Source organism: Bradyrhizobium lablabi (assembly GCF_001440475.1).
Lineage (GTDB): Bacteria > Pseudomonadota > Alphaproteobacteria > Rhizobiales > Xanthobacteraceae > Bradyrhizobium > Bradyrhizobium lablabi.
In genome coordinates, this window is the sequence record NZ_LLYB01000131.1 from 98,550 (window position 1) to 110,342 (window position 11,793).

The 11,793-nt window shown below is 62.2% G+C and carries 10 protein-coding genes and 2 pseudogenes; 9 read left to right on the top strand and 3 right to left on the bottom strand.

Annotated elements, in window-relative coordinates:
- Together CQ14_RS47375 and CQ14_RS39075 are read right to left on the bottom strand one after the other, a co-directional pair.
- Positions 1 to 926 (bottom strand): annotated as a pseudogene (locus CQ14_RS47375) (hypothetical protein); the annotation flags it as partial.
- Between the two features lie 2 nt (positions 927 to 928).
- Positions 929 to 1,648, bottom strand: a complete 720-nt coding sequence (locus CQ14_RS39075) for a FecR family protein (protein ID WP_057863058.1) — start codon at positions 1,646 to 1,648, stop codon at positions 929 to 931.
- Positions 1,649 to 1,897: 249 nt separating this feature from the next.
- On the opposite strand from CQ14_RS39075, the gene CQ14_RS39080 reads away from it, so the two are divergent.
- Both CQ14_RS39080 and CQ14_RS39085 read left to right on the top strand, forming a co-directional pair.
- Positions 1,898 to 3,157, top strand: coding sequence for a phospholipid carrier-dependent glycosyltransferase (locus CQ14_RS39080; RefSeq protein ID WP_430650252.1), 1,260 nt, complete (start codon positions 1,898 to 1,900; stop codon positions 3,155 to 3,157).
- 125 nt (positions 3,158 to 3,282) lie between these two features.
- Positions 3,283 to 4,905, top strand: coding sequence for an ATP-binding protein (locus CQ14_RS39085; protein ID WP_057863060.1), 1,623 nt, complete (start codon positions 3,283 to 3,285; stop codon positions 4,903 to 4,905).
- 93 nt (positions 4,906 to 4,998) lie between these two features.
- On the opposite strand, the gene CQ14_RS39090 is transcribed toward CQ14_RS39085, so the two are convergent.
- Positions 4,999 to 5,631, bottom strand: a complete 633-nt coding sequence (locus CQ14_RS39090) for an OmpA family protein (RefSeq protein WP_057863061.1) — start codon at positions 5,629 to 5,631, stop codon at positions 4,999 to 5,001.
- Positions 5,632 to 6,324: 693 nt separating this feature from the next.
- On the opposite strand from CQ14_RS39090, the gene CQ14_RS39095 reads away from it, so the two are divergent.
- From CQ14_RS39095 to CQ14_RS48520, 7 genes and pseudogenes are all read left to right on the top strand, one after another.
- Positions 6,325 to 6,561 (top strand): hypothetical protein, encoded by a 237-nt coding sequence (locus tag CQ14_RS39095; protein ID WP_057863062.1) that lies wholly within the window; start codon positions 6,325 to 6,327, stop codon positions 6,559 to 6,561.
- Between the two features lie 73 nt (positions 6,562 to 6,634).
- Positions 6,635 to 7,807, top strand: coding sequence for a winged helix-turn-helix domain-containing protein (locus CQ14_RS39100; RefSeq protein WP_057863063.1), 1,173 nt, complete (start codon positions 6,635 to 6,637; stop codon positions 7,805 to 7,807).
- A 160-nt stretch (positions 7,808 to 7,967) separates the two neighbouring features.
- On the top strand, positions 7,968 to 8,258 hold a 291-nt coding region (locus CQ14_RS45420), incomplete at its 3' end, for a hypothetical protein (RefSeq protein ID WP_210183188.1).
- A 427-nt stretch (positions 8,259 to 8,685) separates the two neighbouring features.
- Positions 8,686 to 10,011: an MFS transporter gene (locus tag CQ14_RS39115; RefSeq protein ID WP_057863066.1), complete on the top strand. Its 1,326-nt coding sequence runs from the start codon at positions 8,686 to 8,688 to the stop codon at positions 10,009 to 10,011.
- 295 nt (positions 10,012 to 10,306) lie between these two features.
- Entirely contained in the window at positions 10,307 to 11,413 is a 1,107-nt protein-coding gene (locus CQ14_RS39120; protein WP_057863091.1) for an efflux RND transporter periplasmic adaptor subunit, read from the top strand.
- Positions 11,414 to 11,452: 39 nt separating this feature from the next.
- On the top strand, positions 11,453 to 11,740 hold a 288-nt coding region (locus CQ14_RS47380; protein ID WP_245320877.1), incomplete at its 3' end, for an efflux RND transporter permease subunit.
- A gap of 1 nt (position 11,741) precedes the next feature.
- Positions 11,742 to 11,793 (top strand): annotated as a pseudogene (locus CQ14_RS48520) (hypothetical protein); the annotation flags it as partial.

An 11,793-nucleotide genomic window follows, 5' to 3' on the forward strand; every position in this document is an offset into this window, starting at 1 on the left:
CCGCCGTTGATATTGGCTTCGACGCTCGAGCCGAACAGGTGCGTCCATTGTCCGCCGATCTTGACGAGGCTGGTGCGGTCGGTCCCCGTGGCGATCGAAGCGTCGAACGGATTGAACGCGGCCGCAGGGTCGGTATAGCCCTTCACCCATTGCCACAACTGCCAGACCTCGACGTAGGCTGCGGCTTCATCACGCGGCGAAAACCGGCTCATCCAGCCGGCGCGGCCGTACACAGCGTAGTTCTCGCTCGATGTCGAGCTTTCCAGCGATACTGCGCCGAGGCTGGTCGCATAGCTGCGCGCGTAGCGCACCTTCTGGAACGGCGACAGGATGGTGCCGATGTCGAAGAACGGCCGCGACGATCCCCAGTCGACGAAATCGTAGCGCAGCGCGAACGCGCCGATCGGCGCGCTGGTGACGTGATACCCGCCCTCATTGAATTGGGCGTAGGCGATACCGGCCAGCAGCGACAGATTGGGCGTCAGGTTCTTGCGGCCGTGAATGCCGGCCGAGAATGAACCCGCCGAACCGAACGCGCTGATGCAATCGTTGCAATTGACCTGCTCGTTGATCCCCAGCAGCACGTTGCCGAGCACGCGGTTGGTGATCATCTGGTTGAAGCGCTGCCCGGCGAGGTCGTTGATCGATCCGGCGCTCGAGCCGGGCGTGGCCAATGGTGGCGCGTTGGTCCCCGGCGTCGCGGTCGGGCCTGGTGTTGGAGACGGGCTTGGCGTCGGTGTAGGCGAAGCCGAAGGGCTCGGCGAGGGAGACGGGCTCGGCGTGGGCGTCGGCGGGTAGCACTCGACACATTCCTCCACCGGAGTAGGCGAGGGCGACGGCGACTGTGCCCGCGCAGACGATGACGGCGCCGCGAGCAGCGACAGAAACAGCGCTGCGGGCAGCAGAAGGCGGGAGACATTTGCCATCGTCAGCGCCCGCACAGCATGCCGGTGGGATCGCTGCCGTCATCGACAATGACAGGGGCCGCATCCGCATATTGCGTGGTGTTGCAGAGCCCGGCTGCGGCGCCGCAGGTTGCCGCAAAGGTCCAAGGTGGCGTGTTGGTCTTCTTGATTGTCGACCTGCCGCCGGCGCCGCTCGATGTGATGATGGCGGTGTCGCCGGGCCGGGTAAGCTGGATGCATTCAAAGCTGACCGTGCAGACCGAAGCCGCGCCGTCCCGTAGGTTGACGATGGTCTGGCCGCGCTGCGAGAGAATATCGAGCGTGGTGCCGCGCACGCCAATGGTCGCCAGCGGTGTCGTGATCTTGTAGGCGGCCTTGTCCGAATGCCCGGTGACGAAGCGGAACGCGCCCGAGGTCATGCGTATTGCGACCTCGCGGTAGTGATGCTCGTCATCGAAAACCGTGCGGTCCAGCTTGAGCGTCGCGTTGGGACCGAGTGAAAGGTTGGTGCTGTCGGCCATCACCAGCCGCGTGGCGCTGTCGCTTCCGGTGCGTACCGTCTCGTCGCGCAGCACCCCATCGCCAACCTCGATCTGCGTGGTCGAAGGGCCGGCCACGCGGAGCACTTCATTCTTGACGACGGCGGCCTCACCGACGCGCGTTTGCGCGCAGGCGGGCGCGGCCATCAACGCAGTCAACAGGCCAATTGCAGATAGCGAACCAAAGCCGTTACAGAAATTCATTTCAAAAAACCGATCGATTTATCCCGATATCGTACCGGATCGCGCGCGCACGCGATGTGGCAGAATTATCACTCGGATGGCTAACTCGCCGGTCGATTAGTGATTGCGAAATCGAAATGCGTTCAATGCGATGGACATAAAAATCTGGAGCAACCACACTCAATTTTGCCGCAATCTCTTCTAACCCCTGATTCTCAACCGTCCGTGAAACCAGCAACGCAATCAGTTTCCATTCCGCCGGGTTCGATGATGCGCACGGGCATCGTCGCCGGCGTCATTTTTGTTCTTGCGCATTTCGCCATGCTGATCGGCGTCACCACGCCGGAAAAATTCTATTTCGACGAGGTGCATTACGTTCCGGCAGCGCGGCAGATGCTCGAGCCGGTCATGCCACAGCCGATGCTCAATCCGATGCATCCGCCGCTCGCCAAGCAGCTCATCGCGCTGTCGATCCATACGTTCGGCGACGGGCCGCTGGGCTGGCGCTATCCAGCCGTGCTGTTCGGATCGCTCGCCGCCGTCGCCGTGTATCTGTGTGGCCTGGCGCTGTTCGCGGCCCAAGGGCCGGCCATCGCAGCGAGCCTGCTCGCCTTCTTCAACCAGATGCTGTTCGTGCAATCGCGGATCGCGATGCTGGATATTTTCGCGCTCGCCTTCAGCCTGTTCGCGATCGCGGCGTTCATGCATGGCTTTCGGCAGCAGCGGCCGCATCTGTGGTTCGCGCTTGCCGGGGTCGGCTTTGGCCTGTCGGCCGGCTGCAAATGGAGCGGGCTGTTTGTGCTCGCGGTCTGCATCGCCATCGTCGCCGTGATCCGCCTGATGCAAGGCTGGCGCACCCAGTTCGCCGATGCGCGGCCCGACGATTGGTATCGACCCGATCTGTGGCCCGATTTCAGGTGGCGGCATTTCGCCGCCTGCTTCGTGTTGATTCCGGCGGCCGTCTATCTCGCGACTTTCATTCCGCTCTACGGATTGTCGGTTACGAACATCCTGGAGGCGCAACGGCGGATCTTCAGCGACAACACCACGACCGCGATCGCGGGGCACACCTATATGAGTTCGTGGCCGTCCTGGCCGTTCCTGGTGCGCCCGGTCTGGTATCTCTTCGACAAGATCGGCGACGACCGGATCGCCGCCGTGGTCTTCCTCGGCAATCCGCTGATCCTGTGGCCGGCGCTGATCGCGCTTCTGATCTGCCTGCGCGACTGGATCGTGACGCGGCGGGTGGATGCGTTTCTGGTGCTGGCATTCTATTTCGGCCCGTACCTCGCATGGGCACTGCTGCCGCGAACGCTCGGCTTCATCTATTACTATCTTCCGGCGGCGACCACCGCGAGCCTTGCGCTGGTCTATGCCTTGAAACGCGGCAGCACGCCGGCATGGCTGCTATGGGCCTATGTCGGAATCGGTTTTGTTGGATTCGCCGCAATGTTGCCGATATCGGCCGCGTTCATAGGTACGTCGATGGCGACATTCAGTCGCCTGATGATCTTCCAGAACTGGATTTGAGACTGTCGTTCGGCGCCACGCTTAACGATTGGTTACCCGAGTAGTCCACTTGTACGGGTTATGGGCTCGCCGTAGATTCATCGCTGTATGAGTCGCTCGAATCCCCGTTTAAAGGAACGAACGGCATGTGGGCCTTCTTTGAACGTCTGCTCGATTCATCGATGTTTGCGCCGCATGGAATATGCCTGCTGTGGGAACCCCAGCTGATCTGGCTCCATGTTGCCTCTGACGTCATCATCGCCGCTGCGTATTTCTCGATCCCGGTTGCGCTTTCGATCTTCGTCTCGAAGCGCCGCGATGTCGACTTCGGCTGGGTCTTCTGGGCATTCGCGCTCTTCATCATGGCTTGCGGCGTCGGCCATGTGATGTCGATCGTTACGCTCTGGTATCCGGTCTATGGCCTCGAAGGCATCGTCAAGGCGATGACGGCGGCGGCGTCGATCGTGACGGCAGCAATGCTGTGGCCGCTGTTGCCGAAGGTGCTCGCGTTGCCTTCGCCGTCGCAGTTGCGGGCGGCCGAGATCGCCCTGGCTCAGGAAGGCATGTACCGGCGCGAGGCCGAGGACATGCTTCGGCAGTCGCAGAAGATGGAAGCGATCGGACATCTGACCGGCGGCGTGGCGCACGATTTCAACAATCTGCTCACGATCATCAGCGGCAATCTCGAGATCGCCGATCGCTGCCTGCATTCGTGGAGCGATGCCACCCGCGAACGGCTGACGCGGGTGATCGCCAACGCGGCGAACGGCGCGCAGCGCGCGGCGATGTTGACGCAGCGGTTGCTCGCATTCGCGCGCCGGCAGCCGCTCGATCCGAAACGGACCAACGTCAATCAGCTGATCGCCGGCATGTCGGATTTCTTCAGGCGGACGTTAGGTGAGACGATCGACCTTGAAGTCGTCGGCGGCGCCGACCTCTGGCAGGTCGAGGTCGATCCCAGCCAGCTGGAAGCGGCGATTCTCAATCTTGTCGTGAATGCCAAGGACGCCATGAGCGCCAAAATCTCCGGCGCGATGGCGGGCAGCGGCAAGCTGACGATCGAGACCAGCAATGTCTCCGTCGACGAGGGCTATCCGCAACGGAACGCAGGTGTGCCGGCCGGGGAATACGTGTTGATCGCCGTGAGCGATACCGGGTCGGGAATGCCGCGAGAAGTGCAGGAGAAGGCGTTCGATCCGTTCTTCACGACCAAGGAACCGGGGCATGGCACCGGTCTCGGATTGAGTCAGGTCTACGGCTTCGTCAAGCAGTCCGGCGGCGAGATCAAGATCTACAGCGAGGTCGGGCATGGAACAGCCATCAGGATCTATCTGCCCCGTGCCGCTGCCGCACCCGAGATCGCCGGACAGGGCGAGGGCCCTCTTGTCGGAAGTTCGGGAAGCGAAACTGTCCTGGTGGTCGAGGACGAGTGCGATGTGAGATCGTACCTGGTCGAGACGCTGAAAGACCTGAACTACCGGGTTCGCGAGGCGGCGAACGGCTCGGCCGCGCTCGCCTTGTTCGATGCCAATCCGTTCCGGATCGATCTGTTGCTGACCGATATCGTGATGCCCGGCCTCAACGGCCGCGAACTGGCCGACCAACTGCATCATCGCCAGGCGGGCTTAAGGGTCTTGTTCATGACCGGCTATTCGCGGGATGCGATCGTGCATCAGGGGCGGCTGGACCCCGGCGTGTCGCTACTGCAGAAACCGGTCACCCAGGCCCTGCTGGCGGCAAGGATCAGGGAAATCCTCGACAAGTCGTAGATCGACGGGCTGGAGCGTCGTCCTCGGTGATTTCTATCCGCCAATAGAAAATCCGCCTGCCGCAGGCGGCAGGCGGATCGATCTTGCAAGACCTCACTTCGCGGCGGTCTTGGTGTCCATGTTGACGACCTGAACGCGGCGGTTGGTCGGGTCCATCGGCGCATTCGCATCCTTCGGCTTGGTCTTGCCATAGCCGACGGTCACGAGATTGGAGCCGGCGATGCCGTACTGCTCGGTCAGGTACCGCTTGATCGTATCGGCCCGGCGCTCGGAAAGATCCTGGTTATAGGCCTCGCCGCCGATCGCGTCGGTATGACCGGCGACCACGAAGGTCGAACCCTTCAGGCTCGCATCGGAGAGCGCCTTGCCGAGTTCCTGCACGGCGGAAACCGAATTCTTGCTGATGTCGGCCGAGTTGTAGTCGAACTGAATTTCGAGATCGATCTTCGGCTTGCCTGCGGCGAGTTCCGCGATTTCCTGGCGCTCGCCGAGCGACAGCGACCGGGTCTTGCGGTTGCGGAGCGTGTCGACGAAGTTGGATTCCTTGGCCTTTGCGGCGACGTCCACCGGCTGTTGCGGGCCGGTCGACAGGCCACGGGTCACGACCGGCTTCGGCTTCAGGGCGTCCAGGATTTTGTCGGCCGAGACGGTGTCGCCGGCGACAGCGACGCCAGCCGTCATCGACAGCGCGGCGCCGATAGTCATGATCGAAACAAAGCGGGTCATTGTCCTAATCCTCAGTTGTTAACGCCTGCAAACTGGCGTGCATGACGTTTTGATGCTGCGACGATAGGACGGGTTCAAAGTGTGCAATGTGACTCAGATCACATTGGTTAAGGCCGGCTTTCGGCAGGGAGCGGACTTTTCAATAGGCGCCGCAAGGTGTTGGAGGCCGCGCAAGGTCGCCTTGCCCGCCGTCGAATGTTCCGCGCATCGATTCATCCGACCTTGCTTGCGTGATTTGAATCACGCGGTCGAGCGGACGGAATGGGTTCACTGACCTTCCCAAAGATTCAGCGCGACGTATCGACCTCGGCCGTCGTGCTGTTCCGGCGTCGAACACCCCAGTGCCGGCTCAGGCATTAGCTTCCGGCAAGTCGACCGAGACCACGCGCAACCGCTATCCGAACATGGCGATCCCGACGCGCTGCAGCACGTAGTTCTACGGTGCGTGGCGTGTCATCCATTCGCGCTGACGACTTCAGGAAAAGAAAAAAGGTGGACCGTCGCGTCAGCGCCGATCTGTGGACAACAAATCGGCCAGATGCACTTCTAGCAAAACGACTCACAAAAAATCCGAATACAAAATCGTTCGGCGCAACCAAACGGGCGGGGCGGGTGTTACAGTCAGTCAAGCGTCAGCGTGAGTATCTAGGTTATCGCACCGGCGCATCGGAGCCTGCCGGTTCCGGAAGTTCGATGCCAACACTGATCGGCGCGGCGATGATCGCCGCTGCAATTTTGCTGTCGACGCTGATCAACGCGCTCGGCAGCCGCTATGTCGGGTTCGAAAGCCCGACGGAGGAGAGCGCGTGGCTGGTCGATCGTCTCACCGGCCAAGTCTATAAATGCCATGCGCCCCAGCCCGGCCGCGCCTCCTGCGAGGCCGAGATCGCAACCGGCAGCGTGGGCGAACGGCCGAAGCGCGAAAGGTGAGTTCGCGCCGCGAGGCGGCTGGCCGGGAACCCGGGACTCCCAAGGCGCGCGAATCCCGATACATTGCCGCGCGATGCCCCGCGCGACTGAACCCCGTTCCCTGACCAAGCTTGAGGCCCGGCGAATCTGGCTGCAGGCCCAGCGGCTCGATACCAGCGAGCCGTTCGGCGCCGGACCGCCAGCCGTCGCGGCGGCGGTTGATCATTTGGGCTACGTGCAGATCGACACCATCCACGTCATCGAGCGCTGTCATCATCACATTCTCTATAGCCGCATCCCGGCTTACACCCGCGCCGACCTGCGCCAGGCGCAAAGCGTCGACAAAAGCGTGTTCGAGTATTGGACGCATGCCCTTTCCTATGTGCCGGCGAAGGATTTTCGGTTCTTTGTTCCGGCGATGCGGGAGGCCCGCCGCGAGGGGCACCGCTGGTTAGCGTCCGTCAAGCCGGAGGATACCCGCAAGGTGATGCGGCTGTTGCGGCGCGACGGCGCGCTGACGATCCGCGACATCGAGGACGACGTGCTGACCGAGAAGGAACATCTGTGGCAGAGCCGCAAACCCTCGAAGCGGGCGCTGCAGCTGGCCTTCTATACCGGCGAGGTGACGATCTCCGAACGCACCGGCATGCTCAAGACCTATGAACTGATGGCGCGGCATTTCGGCTGGGACAAGCCGCCGAAGCCGGCAAGGTCGGCGGAAATCACCGCCTATCTGCTCGATCGTGCGTTGCGTTCCCAGGGCGTCGTCAGCCTGGATTCCATCTGCCATCTCGACGCGCCGAGCAAGCCCGCGGTGCGGCGGCTGGTCGAGGCGCGGGTGCGGCGCAAGGAACTGGTGCCGGTCGCGCTCGAAGGCGCCGGCAAGCAGGAACATTGGGCAAGGCCGGAAGTGCTGGAGGCGAATCCGTCCGTGGAGGCCGGCAATGGCCCGGTGCACATCCTCTCGCCGTTCGATCCCCTGATCATCCAGCGCAAGCGCACCGAATTGTTCTTCGACTACGGCCACCGCTTCGAGGCCTATGTGCCGAAAGAGAAGCGCCTGTTCGGCTATTTCGCGCTTCCCGTGCTGGTCGGCGAAGACATCGTCGCCGCGATCGATATCAAGACCGACCGCCAGAACAAGAAGCTGCTGATGCAGAAGTGGAGCTGGGTCGGCAAGGGCGCGGCGAGGGCGGCGCGCAAGGACTACAAGCGCCGCATCGAGGAAGAGCTGGATCGGTTCGAGCGGTTTCAGTTGGGGGAGTGAGCGTCACGTTTCCAAGGGCCGGCACAGGCCAGTTTCATCGCCGTGAGATTCCGCGCGGGCCAGGCGCTGCGACGCGACCCGCGAGCGTGAATTTCGTTCTTCGCTTGATTTGGGTTATCCTTGCTTCGCATCGTTAGTTAGCTGCCAGGCTGCCACGCAGATGTCGATCCGCAACATCATTCGATTGAACAGTTTGCTCGTGGCAGGCATCTTCATATATGCCGTCAGTACGGACGAACCATATTTCCGAGCCGTTGGGCACGGGCCGTGGCTGTTTGACTATCTGTTTTGGTCCGCGCTGGTCTTGAATGGACCATCGGGTTTCATGGCTGACTTCGTGTCGCACACCATCGTCAACGCCTCCCATTTCGAGTGGCAGTTTGCGATCCAATATGGGCTTTGGCTCCTATTTCTTTGGCCGCAGTGGAAATGTTACGACGTTGTTGTTAGGNTGGTGCGTGGGTGATCGTCGACGTGAGACGCTGCTCTAGGTCGCAATTGCGANTGATTACATTGATCGGGCTTGTCGGGGCCTATGAAGCCTGGATTTACGGCCATCGCCCGCGCGAGCTGGCCTTTATTGATAGGCACTTCTGGTTCGTACGTGTTGCTGGCGTTGCGCTTTCCGGCCTGGTCATCCTTGGTTACGGCCAATTCTGCAAAAGAGACCGCGCGCTGACCGAGCGTTGTAGCCAGCTTCCTGGTCGCGGCGTCTGATCTGGGGTTGTTCACGAAGCCAACCGCAAAGACCTGCAGCGCATCGAAACGAGCCCCTCGCCAACGGAATGCCCGTGTTACGCCAGCGCGGGCATCGCGCGTTGCAAGAGGTGATGCGGCTCGATAATCGTTGGGGACAAGAAAACCCCGGGGAGAAACCCATGAGCCAGTCCGCCACCCTCGCTTCTGCTACGCCAGCCAAAAGCGAGATCGAAACTTCCACCATCCGAGCAATCTCCTGGCGGCTGATTCCGTTTCTGGTGCTGGCCTATTTCTTTTCCTATCTCGATCGCGTCAATCTCGGCTTTGCCGCGCTGGAGATGAATGCGGATCTGAAATTCTCGCCGCTGGTCTTTGCCTGGGGCGCCGGCATCTTCTTCATCGGGTATTTCATCTTCGAGGTGCCGAGCAATCTTGCACTGGAGAAATTCGGCGCCAGCCGCTGGATCGCCCGCATCATGGTGACCTGGGGCATTATCTCCGCCGCGATGGCGATGGTGAGCGGCGAATTGAGCTTCTACGTTCTCCGCTTCCTGCTCGGCGTGGCGGAAGCCGGCTTCTTCCCCGGCATCATCCTCTATCTCACCTACTGGTACCCGGCCGAATATCGCGGCCGCTTCATCGCTGCCTTTGCCATCGCCGTTCCCGTCTCCACCGTGATCGGTGCGCCGATCTCGGGGCTGCTGCTCGGGCTCGACGGCGTGATGGGCCTGAGGGGATGGCAGTGGCTGTTCATCATCGAGGGTATTCCCTCGGTGCTGCTTGGCATCGTCACCTGGTTCTACCTGACCGACAAACCGGAAAAGGCTGATTGGCTTACCACGGAGCAGAAGACATGGCTTTCGGCCAGGCTGCAGGCGGAGATCGCGACCAAGCAAGCGGTACGGCACCTGACGCTCGGCGAGGCGCTGTCATCGCCGAAGGTGTTGACGCTCAGCCTGATCTATTTCGGTTTCGTCGGCGCCCTCTATGGCATGCAGTTCTGGCTGCCGCAGATCGTCAAAGCCTTCGGCCTCACCAACGCACAGACCGGCTTCGTCACCGCGATCCCGTATCTGTTCGGCACCATCGCCATGATCCTGTGGGCGCGGCACTCCGATGCCACACGCGAGCGCGTCGCTCATGTCGGCGGGCCGCTGTTGCTCACCGCGCTCGCGCTCGGCACTGCCAGCTACATCACCGATCCCGCAATAACGATGATCGTGCTCACGGTGGCGGCGATCGGCATCTTCTGCACCTTCGCGGTGTTCTGGACGCTGCCGACCGCGTGGCTTTCCGGGACGGCCGCGGCCGGCGGGATCGCGCTGATCAATTCGATCGGCAATCTCGCGGGCTTCGGCGGACCCTATCTCGTCGGCTGGGCCAAGGACGCCACCGGCTCCACCTCGGCAGGGCTTCTGGTGCTGTCGCTATTGCCGCTCGTCGCCGGCTTGCTCGTGTTTCTCGGCGGCCATGAGACCAAGACGGAATTCGCCGGCGTGAAATAACCTGTAGGGGGTGAGCCATCGGGCGCGTATTCGCGCGACCCGTTGGCTCTACCCATCCTGCCGCTGCGCTCACCAGATCGGCTAGCGCCACTTCAGGGCGCGACGCACGACGAGAAGCGCGATCACGGTCGCTAGGCGCGCTGCCTGCCACGTCCATCCCCGACGCCCGGAGCGAACAGCTCGCGTTACCTCCTGTTAATCACGCCGGAACTCACGAACTAGTGTCTACTGACGATTATTGACATTCATCAGCGAACATTACACACTCGTCATCGACCCTGCGATGGAGTGTCCGATGTTCAGTCGTTCTATTTTCTCCAATTATTACAAGTTCTTGACTGGTGCTTCGCTGGCATTCGCGGTGTTCGCGCTGGCCGGCTGCAACGAAAAGGCGGCTGAGGCGCCCGCTCCCGGACGTCCGGTCCTGGTCGCAACGGTGAAATATGCGGCCGAAACCCCGGAACGCAGCTTCGTCGGCACCATCCGGCCCCGGATTGAGACTGACATGGGCTTTCGGGTCCCCGGCAAGGTCGCCCGCCGTCTGGTCGAGGTCGGTCAGACCGTGGATGTCGGCCAGCCGCTCGCTACCCTCGATGAAGTCGATCTGAAGCTGCAGGCCGAGCAGGCCGAGGCCGAATTCCGCGCCGCCACCGGCGTACTGGCGCAGGCATCCGCCTCCGAGCAGCGCGCCAAGGATCTGCGTTCCAAGGGCTGGACGACGGATGCGCAGATGGACCAGAGCCGCGCCGCCGCCGATGAGGCGAGGGCGCGCTATAACCGCGCCGAGCGGCAGGTCGAACTTACCAAGAACTCGCTCTCTTATGCGACGCTCCACGCCGACAGCCGGGGTGTCGTCACCGCGACCCTGATCGATCCCGGCCAGGTCGTTGCCTCCGGCCAGACCGCGATCCGCGTCGCCCGCTTTGCCGAGAAGGAAGCTGTGGTCGCGATCCCCGAAACGCTGGTCGGCCGCGCCAAGTCCGGCACCGCCAGCGTGACGCTGTGGTCGGATGCGGAGAAGAAATATACCGCGAAGTTGCGCGAGATCGCGCCGTCAGCCGATCCGGCGACGCGGACCTATCTCGCCAAGTTCTCGCTGCCGGAGGCCGACGACAAGGTCTCGCTCGGCATGACCGCAACGCTGACGCTGGCCGACGCCGCCACCGAGCGCGTCGCAAAGCTGCCGCTGTCGGCGCTATTCAGCCAGGGCAGCAATCCCTCGCTTTATATCGTCGACGATGCCGGCGCGGTGAAGCTGCAGCCGGTCATCGTGAAATCCTACGAGAGCAATGCGGTCGTGATCGCAGGCGGCGTCAACGACGGCGCCAAGGTGGTCGCGCTCGGCGTGCAGAAGCTCGATCCGGCCCAGAAGGTCCGGGTGGTGTCGTCGCTGTCGTTCTAGTCCCGTCAATGGAAGCAGATTTCGAAGCTGGAGAGTAACATGAAGCGCTTCAATCTCTCGGGCTGGGCGGTGAGCCATCCGACCCTGGTCCTGTTCCTGATGATTGTGCTCGGCGTCGCCGGTTTCTTCTCCTATGAGCGGCTCGGCCGCGCCGAGGATCCGTTCTTTACGGTGAAGGTGGTCAACGTCTCGGCGATCTGGCCGGGCGCGACCGCGCAGGAGATGCAGACCCAGGTCGCGGATCCCATCGAGAAGAAGCTGCAGGAACTGCCGTTCTTCGAGAAGGTGCAGACCTATTCCAAGCCGTCGTTCACGGCGTTGCAGGTCNACCTTCAAGGATTCGACCCCGCCGAAGGACGTGCCGTACCTCTTCTATCTCT

Excerpts from the sequence above, each read along its gene's own strand:
- CQ14_RS39075 (WP_057863058.1), bottom strand. The coding sequence starts at position 1,648 with ATGAATTTCTGTAACGGCTTTGGTTCGCTATCTGCAATTGGCCTGTTG.
- CQ14_RS39080 (WP_430650252.1), top strand. The coding sequence starts at position 1,898 with ATGCGCACGGGCATCGTCGCCGGCGTCATTTTTGTTCTTGCGCATTTC.
- CQ14_RS39085 (WP_057863060.1), top strand. The coding sequence starts at position 3,283 with ATGTGGGCCTTCTTTGAACGTCTGCTCGATTCATCGATGTTTGCGCCG.
- CQ14_RS39090 (WP_057863061.1), bottom strand. The coding sequence starts at position 5,631 with ATGACCCGCTTTGTTTCGATCATGACTATCGGCGCCGCGCTGTCGATG.
- CQ14_RS39095 (WP_057863062.1), top strand. The coding sequence starts at position 6,325 with ATGCCAACACTGATCGGCGCGGCGATGATCGCCGCTGCAATTTTGCTG.
- CQ14_RS39100 (WP_057863063.1), top strand. The coding sequence starts at position 6,635 with ATGCCCCGCGCGACTGAACCCCGTTCCCTGACCAAGCTTGAGGCCCGG.
- CQ14_RS39115 (WP_057863066.1), top strand. The coding sequence starts at position 8,686 with ATGAGCCAGTCCGCCACCCTCGCTTCTGCTACGCCAGCCAAAAGCGAG.
- CQ14_RS39120 (WP_057863091.1), top strand. The coding sequence starts at position 10,307 with ATGTTCAGTCGTTCTATTTTCTCCAATTATTACAAGTTCTTGACTGGT.